We start from the raw sequence: 13878 nt of genomic DNA, 5'->3' as shown, positions 1-13878 counted from the left end.
AGGGGCGCATCCGCGAGCTGCAGGCGCGCACCACCGCCGCCATGGGCGAGGTCGAGGCGCAGATCTTCGAGCCGCAGCTGCTGATGCTGGAGGACGCGGACCTGGTGCAGGGGACGATCGCCACCATCCCCGACGCCCAGGTGGAGCACGAGGTGCAGCGCTTCCTGGACGCCTGCGAGTGGGCGAAGGGGCGCATCCGCGAGCTGCAGACGCGCACCGCCGCCGCCATGGGCGAGGTGGAGGCGCAGATCTTCGAGCCGCAGATCCTGATGCTCGAAGACGCCGACCTGGTGCAGGGGACCATCTCCACCATCCGCGAGAACCACCTCTCGGCCGAGCGCGCCTTCGAGTGGCGGGTGCTGGAGTGGGAGTCGCAGCTCTCGCACAGCTCCCACCCCATGGTGCTCGACCGGCTGAACGACCTGGCCGACGTGCAGACCCGGGTGCTGCGCCGGCTGATGGACCTGCCCGACCCCGACATCTCCAGCCGCGGCGAATTCAAGCACGTGATCCTGGTGGCGCGCGAGCTCACCCCGTCGATCACCGTGCAGCTCGACCCCGAGCACGTGGTGGGGATCGCCACCGACAAGGGGACGCGCACCTCGCACAGCGCCATCCTGGCCCGCTCGCTCGACATCCCCTGCGTGGTGTCGCTGGGCGACCTCTCCGAGCAGGTGAGGGACGGGCAGGAGGTGATCCTGGACGGGCGCAGCGGCCGGGTGATCGTCGACCCCTCGCCCGCCGAGGTGCAGGGGTACCGCGAGCGCGACTTCGCCGTGCGCGAGTGGGAGCAGGAGCTGGTCCTCCTCGCCCACCTCCCCGCGCGGACCAGGGACGGGGTGGAGTTCGCGCTGCGCAGCAACATCGACCTCCCCGGCGAGGCGGCCAGCGCCAGGAACCACGGGGCATGCGGGATCGGGCTGTACCGCACGGAGTTCCTGGTCGTCGGCCGCAACACCGCGCCGGGCGAGGAGGAGCAGTACCGCGCGTACAGGAGCGTCGCCGAAGCCTTCCCGGGCGATCCCGTCGTCATTCGCACCTTCGACCTGGGCGGCGACAAGTTCCCGGCGTTCCTGCACATGGCGCCCGAGGAGAACCCCTTCCTCGGCTGGCGCGCCATCCGCGTCTGCCTCGACGAGCCGCAGATCTTCCGCACCCAACTGCGCGCGCTGCTGCGGTCGATGAAGCACGGCGACGTGCGCATCATGCTCCCGCTGATCAACGAGATCGCCGAGGTCGAGGCCACGCGGAAGCTGATCGACGAGTCCATCGCCGAGCTGCGCGCCGAGGGGCACGACGTCCCCCCGGAGTACCGGCTGGGGGCGATGGTGGAGACGCCGGCCGCGGCGCTCAGCGCGCCGGAGCTGGCGAAGCACGTGGACTTCTTCTCCATCGGCACCAACGACCTGGTGCAGTACACGCTGGCCGTGGACCGCGGCAACTCGCGGCTGGCGCGGCTCTACAACCCCTTCCACCCCGCCGTCGTGCGGCTGATGGACATGGTCGCCCGCGCCGGGCGCGAGGCCGGGATCGAGGTGGCGGTGTGCGGCGAGGTGGCCGCGAACCCGGTCGCCGCGTTCATGCTGATCGGGATGCGGGTGAACACCCTTTCCGTGGGCCCCGCCTCGCTGGCGGAGATCAAGAAGGTGATCCGCTCCGTGGCCTTCTCCGACGCCGAGGCGGCCGTCGCCGAGGCGCTCCGCGCGCCCACGCCCGACGCGGTGCTGAAGGCGCTCACCGACCGCCTGGGCGCGGTGCTGGACCTGGGGAAGTTCACCGGCCCGTGGAGCTTGTCGGCCAAGGACTGAGCCGGTATCTTCCCGCCGCCAGCGAACTTCCGCGACCTGCGCATCCCCGTTTCGAGAGACGCCGTAGATGGCCCGCCGCCAGCTTTTCACCTCCGAGTCGGTCACCGAGGGGCACCCCGACAAGATCGCCGACCAGATCAGCGACGCGGTGCTCGACGCCATCCTGGCCGACGACCCGCGCGGCCGCGTGGCGTGCGAGACGCTGGTGACCACCGGCGTGGCGGTGGTGGCGGGCGAGATCACCACCTCGACCTACGTCGACATCCCCGCCATCGTGCGGGGGACGCTCAAGTCGATTGGCTACACCGACGCGCAGTACGGCATCGACGCGCACACCTGCGCGGTGATGACGACCATCGACCGGCAGAGCCCCGACATCGCGCAGGGGGTGGACACCGGCGGCGCGGGCGACCAGGGGATGATGTTCGGCTACGCGACCGACGAGAACGCGGAGCTGATGCCCACCCCCATCCTCCTCGCCCACCGCATGGCCGAGCGGCTGGCGCACGTGCGCAAGAACGGCGCGATCGAGTGGCTGCGGCCGGACGGGAAGACGCAGGTGTCCGTGGTCTACGAGGACGACCGCCCCGTCCACGTGGACACCGTCGTCGTCTCCACCCAGCACGACCCGGAGGCGACGCAGGACGAGATCCGCCGGCAGGTGATCGAGCACGTGATCGTCCCCTCGCTCCCCGACGCGCTGTTCGACCGGGAGAAGACGACGATCCACGTCAACCCGACGGGACGCTTCGTGATCGGCGGCCCGCACGGCGACGCGGGGCTCACCGGCCGCAAGATCATCGTCGATACCTACGGGGGGATGGGGCGGCACGGCGGCGGCGCCTTCAGCGGCAAAGATCCGACGAAGGTGGACCGCAGCGCCGCCTACGCCGCGCGCTGGGCCGCGAAGCACGTGGTGGCCGCGGGGCTGGCGCGACGCTGCGAGATCCAGCTGGCGTACGCCATCGGCGTGGCCGAGCCGGTCTCCGTGCGCGTGGACACCTTCGGCACGGCCACGGCGGACGAGGCGGCCATCGAGCGTGCGCTGCGCGAGGTGTTCGACTTCACGCCGAAGGGGATCATCGAGTCGCTGGGCCTGCGCACCCCGATCTACCGCCCGACCGCCGCGTACGGCCACTTCGGCCGCAGGTGCGAGATGTCGGCGAACGGCAAGGGCGAGGTGAAGCTCTTCCCCTGGGAGGAGACGCCGCGCGTGGACGACCTGCGGACGGCGGCGAAGGCGTCGTAGCGAGCCTCTCGGCTCGCCCTCTCCGTCTCGCCCTCTCCGGCTCGCTCAGGCTCGCCACCTCTCCCGTACCGGGAGAGGTAGGGGTGAGGAGATCGACGCGGGTGGCGGGGATTCGCGCGGCCGCGGGGTGGCCCCCTCCCCCGGCCCCTCCCCCGCTGCGCAGGGGAGGGGAGAACTCAGCGCGGCGACGGGCCTTTGCGTGAGGGATGCGCGCCCGGAGGGCCGGGACACCGCCGCGCGCGATGTGATGCGGAGATTCGCGCAGATGCCGGGCGCGGCGGGGGCCCGGCGCCGTTGGCAACAGTAGTATCGTTGCCTACGGCGCGCGCAGCCCGGCCCCCGCGCAGCGGGGGACACGCCCGAATCCCGCAGTTCGTCGTTATCTTTCGTAGAGAGAGCCCGGGGAGATGGGAGCCACGGATCGGGGTGGGTGGCGGCGCACGCGGCTCGCGGACAACGCCGGTCCCACCCCGCCGCACGCATGGCCGGAGCGATGATCAAGGTACGGGTACAGAGCCTGGGGCTCGACCAGAACACCAAGTCGCCCGTCGTCATCCTCCAGGAGGAGGAGGGCGACCGCGTGCTGCCCATCTGGATCGGCCCCGCCGAGGCCAGCGCCATCGCCATGGAGCTGGCGGGGATGAAGTTCGCCCGCCCGCTCACGCACGACCTCTTCCCCTCCATCATCGGCGGGCTGGGCGGCGTGCTCACGCGCGTGCTGATCACCCGCGTGCAGGACAACACCTACTTCGCCGAGCTGGTCATCCAGCGCGGCGACGAGCTGTTCACCGTCGACGCGCGGCCGTCGGACTCGATCGCCATCGCCTTGCGCACGCGCGCGCAGCTGTTCGCGGGCGACGACCTGCTGACCACCGCGGCGTTCGAGATCGCCCCGCCCGAGCCCGGCGACGGGCCCGACGGCGACGTCGACCTCCCGCCGGGCGCGGGCCTGTCGCCCGAGCAGCTGCAGGAGTACCTGCGCCGCCTGAACCCCGAAGACCTGGGCCGCTTCAACCCGTGACCCGCTTCCGCCCGACCCGCGAGGCGGCCCGCCGCACGGCGGCTCGCCTCGCGCTCGTTTTTCTCCTCGCCCTGCTCGCCACCTCGCCGCTCGCCGCCCAGCGCGTGCTGAACGGGCGCGTGGTGAAGGACGGCCGCGGCGCGCCGGGCGTGGCCGTGCAGCTGCACCGCGTGACCCGCGACACCCGCGGCCAGATCGACTCCGCCGTCTCCGGCGCCGACGGCCGCTTCCGCGTGGCCCTCCCGCCGGTCGACTCGGCCGCGGGCTTCACCGTCTTCTTCGCCACGGCGGTCGCGGACGGGGTGCGCTACTTCGGCCCCGCGGTGCACCCCGAGGACCCGTCGGGCGGCTACGACATCACCGTCTACGACACTACCTCGTCGCTGGCGATGGCCGACTCGGTGCGCGTTGTCCGCCGCGACGTCTTCCTCATCCCCGCGATGGACGGGACGATGGAGGTGGGCGAGATCGTGCGCCTGCGCAACACCGCGCGCCGCACCCTGGTGCCCGACCAGAAGCCGGTCGTCTCGCTCCAGCTGCCGCCGGGGAGCGAGTCGTTCGAGGCGGGCGAGGGCGACCGCGCCGACAGCGTGCGCACCGGCGGCGGCGGGATGGTGCGCATGGGCGACCGCGCCTGGCTCACCCAGCCGCTGATCCCCGGCGAGCGCGAGCTGATCTTCCGCTACCGCCTTCCCGCGAAGGTCAAGCGCCTCCCCGTGGCCCTCGGCCGCGCGACCGACTCGCTGAACGTGTACGTGCGCCAGCCCGCGCCCGACGTGAAGGCGCGCGGGCTCGGCGACGGCGTGGCGTTCGAGGCCGAAGGGGTGCAGTTCACCCGCTACGCCGCCACCGGGCTGCGCGCCGACGCGCGCGCCGCGCTGGACTGGCGCGGCCCCCAGCCGCCGCCGGTGGACCCGCGCTGGGCCGCGCTGGCCATCGCCGGCGCCATCCTCGTGGGCGGCACGGTGCTCTCCGCGCGCCGGCGGCGCGCGGCGGGGTAGGGGAGGGGGCGAGCCGTGGCGCTGGTGACCACGCGGGCGCTGGTGCTGCAGGCGTTCCCGTACAGCGAGACCAGCAAGATCCTGCGGCTGTACACGTGGGACCACGGGCTGGTGTCGGTCATCGCCAAGGGCGCGCTGCGGCCGAAGAGCCGGTACGGCGGCGTGCTGGAGCCGTTCACCGAGGGGAACGCCACCTTCTACTACCGCTACGGGCGCGACCTGCACACGCTCAGCGGCTTCGACCTGCTGCGCAGCCGCCAGGCGCTGGGCCGCTCGCTGGCCGCGTTCGCCGGCGCGTCGCTGCTGGCCGAGCTGGTGCTGCACGCGGGGACGGAGGAGTCGCACCCCGCGGTCTACGAGGCGCTGGCCGCCGCGCTCGACGCCATGGCCGCCGCGGGCGACGCCGACGAGGCGCTGCGGGCGGCGCTGACCGGCGCGTGGACGCTGGTCTCGCTCTTCGGCTTCGAGCCCACGACCGACCACTGCATCGTCTGCGAGCGCCCGCTGGTGCCCGCCGAGCCGGTGCGCTTCGACACCACGGCGGGCGGCGTGGCCTGCACGCGCTGCCGCGTGGCGGGGCGCATCGTCCCCGCCGCGTCGCGAGCGGAGCTGCACGCGATGGTGCGCGGCCGCGCGCCCGCGGAGCCGCTGGCCGACGCGGGGCTGCACCGCGCGCTCCTGCGCGTGTTCCTGGAGACGCACGTGCAGCAGGACCGCCCCTTCCGATCGCTCGAGCTCTTCCTCGACCAGTTCGCCGCCGCCGTTCCCGCAGACGCCGGCGAGGCGGACGACGACTGAAAGAAGGTCTCTCACAGAGGACACAGAGGTCACGGAGGTACACGACGCGGGCTCTGTGCCTCTGTGTCCTCCGTGTCCTCTGTGAGAGAATCAAAGATCGCCTGCCCCGCATCCCGGCTGGCGGAATCGGCCGGACAGGATCGGTGTCGCCGGTGGCCGGTAGGGGTCGGCGGAGGGATGCGTGTCGGTACGGCAGGATGGGCGTTGCGAGGGTGAATCTTCGCGGCGCGAGCGGGGTAGACGGCGGGTCGCGCGGGACTCCGCGGCGCCGTCCGTAGTCTGCTTGACCCGCTGCGGACGCGGCGGATATACTGAGGTCAACCCTACACTTCCACCGTCACGACCCGTGCGATCCAGGAGGCGAATGCGACGGTAAACGCATGAACAGAGAGGTGCTGATGCGGCGCGCCCCACCTGTTCTGCTCCTCCTCCTGGTGATCTACGGCTTCCTCTCCCCCCCCGCGGCACGGGCGCAGGACCCCGCCGGAAGCCGGCCCGTGGTGACCCAGAAGGGCTTTCACCTGGAGCAGAACTATCCGAACCCCGCAAACCCGGGCACATACATCCCGTTCTACCTGGAGGAAAGCCTGTTCCAGCATGGAGGCAGCCGGGTCGTCTCCATCCGGATCGTGAACATCTTTCGTCAGCTTGTCGCCATACCCAAGGCCGTGGGCCATCCGCGAGGGCCCGACGTGCCGGTGAACAACCTCCCCTATACCGAGCCCGGGCGGAAGCAGGCCCGCTGGGACGGCAGGGACCTGAACGGCAGGGTGGTTCCCACGGGAGTGTACTACTGCGAGCTGGTGGTGGACGGCAACACCGACTACATCAAGATGGTGGTCACGCGTCCCCGCAGGCGGTCTCGCTTCCCGATTCCCTTCCTGCACTGAGAAGCCGGTTCCCCGCGCAAGCGCCAGGGCCGGCTTCTTCGTTTTCGGAGTCCTGAGTCCTGAGTCCTAAGTCCTGAGTGGGCGCACGAAAAAGCCGGCCCGACGCAGCAGCATCGGGCCGGCCTTCAGTTACTTGGGACTCAGGACTCAGGACTCAGGACTACTTTCCTCAGTCGACGTGGTAGAGGAACCGGCCGCAGTTCTGGCAGATGCGGATCTCGGCGTTGCGTTCGGCGTCGCTGGCCTGCGCGGTGGGCACGGCCACGAAGCAGCCGTAGCACGTGCCGTTGATCACCGGCGCCACCACTCGCGGCATCCGCGCGCTCACGCGGCGGTACCGGCTCAGCACAGCCGGCGGCAGCGTGCCCTCCATCTCGGCGATCTTGGTGTCGAGCTCGTGGACGGCGTCGTCCACGCTCAGCCCGAACACCTGCTCCTGGACCTCGCGCCCGCCGGCCTCGGCCAGCTCGCGCCGCTGCGACTTCAGGTCCTGGATCTCCAGCAGCGTTTCCAGATTGGGATGCATGTGCGTTCGTCTCCTCGCTCAGACGCCCTTTTCCTCGAGCAGTGCGAGGAACTCGCGCGGGTCCTGCAGCTGCGCCAGCCGCTCGGTCACGTCCGTCTCCTTGGCGAACTGGGCGATGCGCCCCAGCACCGGCAGGTACTGGTTGCTCACCTCCAGCGGCGGCGCCACGATCAGGAAGAAGTAGCTCACCGGCTGGTCGTCGATGGCCTTGTAGTCCACGCCGCCCCGCTTGCGCCCGAAGGCCAGGCGCAGGCGGTTCACCACCAGCGAGCGGCAGTGCGGGATGGCGATGTTCTTCCCGATCCCGGTGGAGCCCAGGTTCTCGCGGCGCTTGAGCATCTTGAACAGGATGCCCTGGCTCTTCTCGTCCACCCCCAGCAAGCCGATGAGCTCCTTCAGGATCTCGTCCTTGCTCTCCCCCTTCAGGTCGAGCTGGATCGCGTCCTCGGCCAAGAACTCACGAAGTTCCATAAGTTCAGTCACGGTTCGGATCTATGTGAAAACCGCGTCCGGGATTCCGGAAACGGAACGCGCCAATGTAACCGCCGTCCTCCGCACTGTCAAAACCAGCAGGGAACAGGGGATAGGGGACAGGGAACAGGGGGAGAGACGGCGCGGTTTCCTATGCGGCACTCGATGGTCGTGGCTCGATGAGCCCCGTTGGCGTATCGTTCCACGATCGCCTGTCCTGCCGATCGATTCGACAGAAATCCTCACGTACGATACACCCCAAGCGATCATGATCGACGTCCGCCGCGCGAGTCTTGAGCGCCATCTCGACGATCTCCGGAAGAACGACGGCTGGCGGCCGTTCCAGAACTTCGTCCTGGGGTTGCTGCACCACGAGGGCTACACGGACGTGCGCTTCAGCAACGCGCGCAGCGACTTTGGCCGCGACGCGGTCGCCGTCACGCCCGACGGCGAACGCTGCGTGGTGGCCGTTTCGTTCGACTGCAGCCGGTCCAAGGTGCTGCACGATGCGAAGCGGTGGACCGAGGATCCGGATCGTGAAGCAGCCATCGTGATGGTGTTCGTGACAGCGGACGCGCCGACGGAGAAGACTTGGGGACCGTGGAAGAGGGAGGTCGAGGAAGAAGTCGGTCTCGAGCTGAGAATGTTTCACCGGGATACGATCCTCGACGTAGCCACGCGCGATTCCGTCTGGCGCGAGACCTGTGCGCGCCTCGGCCTTCCCGGTGACCGCCCCGGCTTCCGGCTGGTCACCCCGTACGACGGCGAGCTGGTCCGCGCCGCACTCCAGGCCCGCCCGGCGGAGTGGCTGGCCAAGCGCATCGAGCTTCGCGAATGGCAGCAGCTTTCCGGCGAGCTTCGCAACCGCCTGATCCTCGGCAAACCCGGCGCGGGGAAGACGACGACGCTCTTCGTCCACTTGGAGGCAACGCGGCCGGAAAAAGTGCTGGTGGTCGAGCCCGATCTGCGCGCCGAAAAGGTGGAAGAACTGCTCGATGCCGCGTCTGGCGGTGGCGTGATCGTGTTCGACGACGCACACGAGAAGCCGAACGAGCTTCGAGGGCTCATGTCCGCGCTACGCGCGCGTCTGCGCGACATTCCCGAGGTGAGCGCCCGCTACCGCGACGTGCGGGTGCTTGTCGCTGCGCGTAGCCAAGAGTGGAGCGATATCCAGCCTCCGTTCTCGCCCACCGAGTTGCAGGACCTCCAACTGACGGCGAGTTCGCGGCTGGTTCTCGGCGCACTCTCGCGTGAGCAGTGCCGCGAGTTGGTTGCCGCATGTGTCGAGCAGAGGGACATCGAAGCGGAGCCACGGCTGCTGGACCTTGCCGCCGCGCGGGCGGCCGAGCGGGACGCTACGCCGCTCTACGTGCTCTCGATGCTCGCGCCAGCGCACGTCGAAGGCACACTCCGCGACGCGCACCTCGCCGGTCTGCCATCAAGCGTGCTTGAGTTGTGGCAAGAATACTGGCGGCGGCTCACATCCGTGGACCAAGGAGTTCTCCGCCTCGTGAAGCTGTTCGCAGTAACCCAAGCGCCATCCGAGCGGAACTTGTTCGATGCCGCTGCCCGTGCGTTCTCCCTGTCTCCACACGACGTCGCCGCAAGCCTAGATGCGCTGCAGAGCTCTTTGTGGATTGCGCTTCGAGGAGAGCTGCCCACGTGCCTCGACGTACAGTTCGAAGCAATTGCCCTCGGCCCCGGCGATCTGAGAACCTGGGATGCCTTCATCTCGGCATTGTCTGCCGATTCCGTTTCGAGAATTCAGATGCACATCGGAACAGGCGTGTACTATGTAAAGTTTAGAGCAGCCAGAGCAGGGACGAGAACTAAACGCCAGGATGTATTGCTCGCAGCTGAAAGAAACTTCATCGCGGTCACTGAATTGGCGGATAAGTCAGATACATCCTTTCGTGCCCTGGCACTGAACAATCTGTCTGTCATTTACTCCGATCTGACGGGGCTGGAGACCACGCGCGAGGGCCGCGCCGCGTGGCTGCGCAGGGCCGTCGACGCGGTCGAGGAGGCCGTTCGCATCTACAGCGAGCTAGGCGTTCAGGGCGACCTCGCGATGTCGCTCAACAACCTCTCGAACCGCTACTCCGATCTGGCGGGGCTCGAGACCACGCGCGAGGCCCGCGCCGCCTGGCTGCGCAGGGCCGTCGACGCGGTCGAGGAGGCCGTCCGCATCTATCGCGAGCTGGGCGTACAGGGCGACCTTGCGACGTCGCTCAACAACCTCTCGATCCACTACTCCGATCTGGCGGGGCTGGAGACCACGCGTGAGGCCCGCGACGCCTGGCTGCGCAGGGCCGTCGACGCGGTCGAGGAGGCCGTCCGCATTTTTCGCGGGCTGGGCGTGCAGGGCGACCTCGCGTCCTCGCTCAACAACCTCTCGAACCGCTACTCCGATCTGGCGGGGCTGGAGACCACGTGCGAAGCCCGCGCCGCCTGGCTGCGCAAGGCCGGCGACGCTGTCGAAGAGGCCATCCGCATCCGCCGCGAGCTGGGCGTGCAGGGCGACCTCGCGATGTCGCTCAACAACCTCTCGAACCGCTACTCCGATCTGTCGGGGCTGGAGACCACGCGCGAGGGCCGCGCCGCCTGGCTGCGCAGGGCCGTCGACGCCGTCGAGGAGGCCGTCCGCATCTACCGCGAACTTGGCGTCCAGGGCGACCTCGCGTCCTCGCTCAACAACCTCTCGAACCGCTACTCCGATCTGGCGGGGCTGGAGACCACGCGCGAGGCCCGCGCCACCTGGCTGCGCAGCGCCGTCGACGCGGTCGAGGAGGCCGTCCGCATTTTTCGCGGGCTGGGCGTGCAGGGCGACCTCGCGACGTCGCTCAACAACCTCTCCGTCATCTACTCCGCTCTGGCGGGGCTGGAGACCACGCGCGAGGCCCGCGCCGCCTGGCTGCGCAGGGCCGTCGACGCGGTCGAGGAAGCCGTCCGCATCCGCCGCGAGCTGGGCGTGCAGGGCGACCTCGCGATGTCGCTCAACAACCTCGCGAACCGCTACTCCGATCTGGCGGGGCTCGAGACCAAGCGCGAGGCCCGAGCCGCCTGGCTGCGCAGCGCCGTCGACGCGGTCGAGGAGGCCATTCGCATCGATCGCGAGCTGGGCGTGCAGGGCGACCTTGCGACGTCGCTCAACAACCTCTCGATCCACTACTCCGATCTGGCGGGGCTGAAGACCACGCGCGAGGCCCGCGCCGCCTGGCTGCGCAGCGCCGTCGACGCCGTCGAGGAGGCCGTCCGCATCCGTCGCGAACTCGGCGTCGAGGGCGACCTCGCGTCCTCGCTCAACAACCTCTCGGTCCACTACTCCGCTTTGGAGGGGCTGGAGACCACGCGCGAGGCCCGCGCCGCCTGGCTGCGCAGCGCCGTCGACGCGGTCGAGGAGGCCGTCCGCATCCGCCGCGAGGTGGGCGTGCAGGGCGACCTCGCCACGTCGCTCAACAACCTCTCGAACCGCTACTCCGATCTGGCGGGGCTGGAGACCACGCGCGAGGCCCGCGCCGCCTGGCTACGCAGCGCCGTCGACGCGGTCGAGGACGCCGTCCGCATCCGTCGCGAGCTCGGCGTCGAGGGCGACCTCGCGTCCTCGCTCAACAACCTCTCGGTCCATTACTCCGATCTAGCGGGGTTAGAGACCACGCGCGAGGGCCGCGTCGCATGGCTGCGCAAGGCCGTCGACGCGGTCGAAGAGGCCATCCGCATCCGCCGCGAGCTGGGCGTGCACGGCGACCTCGCGATGTCGCTCAACAACCTCTCGAACCGCTACTCCGGTCTGGCGGGGCTGGAGACCACCCGCGAGGCCCGCGCCGCCTGGCTGCAGAGGGCCGTCGCCGCGGTCGAGGAGGCCGTCCGCATCGATCGCGAGCTCGGCGTGCAGGGCGATCTCGCGACCTCGCTCGGTGCAACCTGCCAAGTTCTTCGCAGGCGCGCCGAGAATGCCGAGGATGCTGTCGAGTCGCTGCCGGACCTGCGAGCATCACGAGACGCGATTGAAGAGGCTGCCCGACTGTTCCGGGAGAACGGTAATACGCCGTATTTCCTCGTGTCGCTGGTGGATGTGGTGATCTCGCAGATCCTCCTCGCCCAGACCGGCGATCCGGTCGATCTGGCTGCCATTCGCGAGGTTTGTACGGAGGGGCGAACGCTTGCGGAGTCTATGGGAGACAATGATAAGCTCGCCTTTTTCGATGATGTGCTGAGCAAGCTCGGGTGACCGCCAGATCGTGCGAAGATCCAGGGTGCACGCGACCTCGCCGTAAGGTCCCTTTCTCGCGCAGCTTGAAGCGCGGCGCCGCCTTCGGTAACTTTGCGGCATGCCTCTGAACGCGTTCGAGATGCTCCGGAGCGGCCGCGTGCCGCTGTACCTGGCGCCCCAGGCGGGCGTCAGCGAGTCGCCGTTCCGCCGGCTCTGCCGCTCGTTCGGCGCGGACGTGGTGGTCAGCGAGTTCGTGTCGGCCGAGGGGATCCGGCGGCACGACCGCCGCACGCACTCGTACCTGCGCTTTCACGACGACGAGCGCCCCATCGGCATCCAGATCTTCGGCGCCGACCCGCAGGCCATGGCCGAGGCCGCCGCGCTGGTCGAGGAGGTGTACGCGCCCGACTACCTGGACATCAACTTCGGCTGCCCGGTCAAGAAGGTCGCCCTGCGCACCGGCGGCGGCTCGGGGTGCCTCAGGGACCTCGACCTCGTCGAATCGATCATCCGCGCGGTGAAGGGCGCCATCTCCATCCCCACCACGGTGAAGATCCGCAGCGGGTGGAACGAGGAGATGCGCGACCCCGTGTCCATCGCCCTGCGCTGCCAGGACGCGGGCGCCGAGGTGCTGACGCTGCACGCGCGCACCCGCACGCAGATGTACAGCGGCACGGCCGACTGGGACGAGATCGCCGCCGTGGTCGACGCGCTCGACATCCCCGTGATCGGCAACGGCGACGTGTGGGTGGGGGAAGACGCGAAGCGGATGCACGAGCACACGCGCTGCGCGGGGATCATGATCGCGCGCGGCTCGCACGGGCAGCCGTGGATCTTCGGTCAGGCACGCGCCGCGCTCGAGGGGCGCCCTGTCCCGCCCGACCCGGACGTGGACGAGCGCTTCCGCATCATCATCGACCACGCGCGGCTGGCCATCGCCTGGGAGAAGGACGAGGAGAAGGCGATGATCGAGTTCCGCAAACATCTCGGCTGGTACACGAAGGGGCTGCCGAACGGGCGCGTGCTGCGGCAGGAGTTGTTCGAGGTGACGTCGCTGCAGGAGGCCGAGGAGAAGCTGGAGCGCTACCGCGAGGCGTACGAGGGGGCGGCGGTTTGACCCCCGAGCGGCTGCGCGCCCTGCTGGCGGAGGTCGCCGCGGGCGCGGCGACGGTGGAGGACGCGGAGCGGCGCCTGGCCTGGGAGCCGTTCGAGGAGCTGGGATTCGCCTCGGTCGATCACCACCGCGCGCTGCGGCAGGGCTACCCCGAGGTGGTGTTCGGCCAGGGGAAGACGCCCGAGCAGGTCACCGCCATCGCCGAGCGCATCGCCGCGCGGGGGGACGGCTTCCTGGCCACGCGGCTCGCCCCCGACGCGGCCGAGACGCTGGCCGCGAAGATCCCCGGCATCGAGCTGAACACCCTCGGCCGCACGGCCTGGCTCGCCCCGCGCGAGCCCATCTCCCGCAGGGTGCGCGGCAGCGTCCTGGTCGTCACCGCGGGGACGAGCGACCTTCCCGTGGCCGAGGAGGCGGCGGTGACGGCGGCCGCGTTCGGGAATCCGGTGGAGCGGCTCACCGACGTCGGCGTCGCCGGGATCCACCGGCTCCTCTCGCGCACCGAGCGCCTGCGCTCCGCCGCCGTGGTCATCGTCGTGGCGGGGATGGAGGGCGCGCTCCCCTCCGTCGTCGGCGGCCTCGTCTCCGTCCCCGTGATCGCCGTTCCCACCAGCGTGGGCTACGGCGCGTCGTTCGGCGGGATCGCGGCGCTGCTGGGGATGCTGAACTCGTGCGCGTCCGGCGTCACCGTGGTCAACATCGACAACGGCTTCGGCGCGGCCGCCGCCGCCAGCCGCATCAACCTTCTGCCCCCCTCCTGACATTCCCTCCAGCGGACGGTCGCAGG

Annotated in this window: 11 protein-coding genes; 9 read left to right on the top strand and 2 right to left on the bottom strand. The window is 70.0% G+C overall.

Annotation, left to right across the window (positions count from 1 at the left end; genetic code table 11):
* The 6 genes from ptsP to VF092_23795 all read left to right on the top strand — a co-directional run.
* The coding region (gene ptsP, locus VF092_23820; protein HEX6750342.1) for a phosphoenolpyruvate--protein phosphotransferase at nucleotides 1–1808 on the top strand (1808 nt) is incomplete at its 5' end.
* A 67-nt stretch (nucleotides 1809–1875) separates the two neighbouring features.
* Nucleotides 1876–3057, top strand: a complete 1182-nt coding sequence (metK, locus tag VF092_23815; GenBank protein ID HEX6750341.1) for a methionine adenosyltransferase — start codon at nucleotides 1876–1878, stop codon at nucleotides 3055–3057.
* Between the two features lie 481 nt (nucleotides 3058–3538).
* Nucleotides 3539–4078, top strand: a complete 540-nt coding sequence (locus VF092_23810; GenBank protein HEX6750340.1) for a bifunctional nuclease family protein — start codon at nucleotides 3539–3541, stop codon at nucleotides 4076–4078.
* The gene (locus VF092_23805) at nucleotides 4075–5079 is read left to right on the top strand and encodes a hypothetical protein (GenBank protein ID HEX6750339.1); all 1005 of its coding nucleotides are present in this window, start codon (nucleotides 4075–4077) and stop codon (nucleotides 5077–5079) included. Before VF092_23810 ends, VF092_23805 begins: the two co-directional genes overlap by 4 nt.
* A 15-nt stretch (nucleotides 5080–5094) precedes the next feature.
* Entirely contained in the window at nucleotides 5095–5877 is a 783-nt protein-coding gene (gene recO / locus VF092_23800) for a DNA repair protein RecO (GenBank protein ID HEX6750338.1), read from the top strand.
* A 380-nt stretch (nucleotides 5878–6257) separates the two neighbouring features.
* Entirely contained in the window at nucleotides 6258–6767 is a 510-nt protein-coding gene (locus tag VF092_23795) for a hypothetical protein (protein HEX6750337.1), read from the top strand.
* A 169-nt stretch (nucleotides 6768–6936) separates the two neighbouring features.
* Here the strand turns inward: VF092_23795 and VF092_23790 are convergent, their stop codons facing one another.
* On the bottom strand, nucleotides 6937–7293 hold the full coding sequence (locus tag VF092_23790; protein ID HEX6750336.1) for a C4-type zinc ribbon domain-containing protein: 357 nt from the start codon (nucleotides 7291–7293) through the stop codon (nucleotides 6937–6939).
* 18 nt (nucleotides 7294–7311) lie between these two features.
* On the bottom strand, nucleotides 7312–7764 hold the full coding sequence (locus tag VF092_23785; protein HEX6750335.1) for a PTS sugar transporter subunit IIA: 453 nt from the start codon (nucleotides 7762–7764) through the stop codon (nucleotides 7312–7314).
* 268 nt (nucleotides 7765–8032) lie between these two features.
* Between VF092_23785 and VF092_23780 the strand changes: the two genes are divergently transcribed.
* The 3 genes from VF092_23780 (at nucleotide 8033) to larB (ending at nucleotide 13852) form a co-directional block, all read left to right on the top strand.
* A complete protein-coding gene (locus tag VF092_23780) occupies nucleotides 8033–11995 on the top strand; it encodes a hypothetical protein (protein HEX6750334.1) in 3963 nt (1320 codons plus the stop codon).
* 100 nt (nucleotides 11996–12095) lie between these two features.
* A complete protein-coding gene (gene dusB, locus VF092_23775; protein ID HEX6750333.1) occupies nucleotides 12096–13094 on the top strand; it encodes a tRNA dihydrouridine synthase DusB in 999 nt (332 codons plus the stop codon).
* A complete protein-coding gene (larB, locus tag VF092_23770) occupies nucleotides 13091–13852 on the top strand; it encodes a nickel pincer cofactor biosynthesis protein LarB (GenBank protein ID HEX6750332.1) in 762 nt (253 codons plus the stop codon). Before dusB ends, larB begins: the two co-directional genes overlap by 4 nt.
* The last annotated feature ends 26 nt before the right edge of the window (nucleotides 13853–13878 follow it).

The organism is Longimicrobium sp. (assembly GCA_036377595.1).
Taxonomy (GTDB): domain Bacteria; phylum Gemmatimonadota; class Gemmatimonadetes; order Longimicrobiales; family Longimicrobiaceae; genus Longimicrobium.
Note: the sequence above shows the minus strand (reverse complement) of the source record. Positions and strands in the feature narration are given on the sequence as shown.

Excerpts from the sequence above, each read along its gene's own strand:
- VF092_23785 (HEX6750335.1), bottom strand. The coding sequence starts at position 7,764 with ATGGAACTTCGTGAGTTCTTGGCCGAGGACGCGATCCAGCTCGACCTG.
- metK (HEX6750341.1), top strand. The coding sequence starts at position 1,876 with ATGGCCCGCCGCCAGCTTTTCACCTCCGAGTCGGTCACCGAGGGGCAC.
- VF092_23780 (HEX6750334.1), top strand. The coding sequence starts at position 8,033 with ATGATCGACGTCCGCCGCGCGAGTCTTGAGCGCCATCTCGACGATCTC.
- dusB (HEX6750333.1), top strand. The coding sequence starts at position 12,096 with ATGCCTCTGAACGCGTTCGAGATGCTCCGGAGCGGCCGCGTGCCGCTG.
- VF092_23795 (HEX6750337.1), top strand. The coding sequence starts at position 6,258 with ATGAACAGAGAGGTGCTGATGCGGCGCGCCCCACCTGTTCTGCTCCTC.
- VF092_23810 (HEX6750340.1), top strand. The coding sequence starts at position 3,539 with ATGGCCGGAGCGATGATCAAGGTACGGGTACAGAGCCTGGGGCTCGAC.
- VF092_23790 (HEX6750336.1), bottom strand. The coding sequence starts at position 7,293 with ATGCATCCCAATCTGGAAACGCTGCTGGAGATCCAGGACCTGAAGTCG.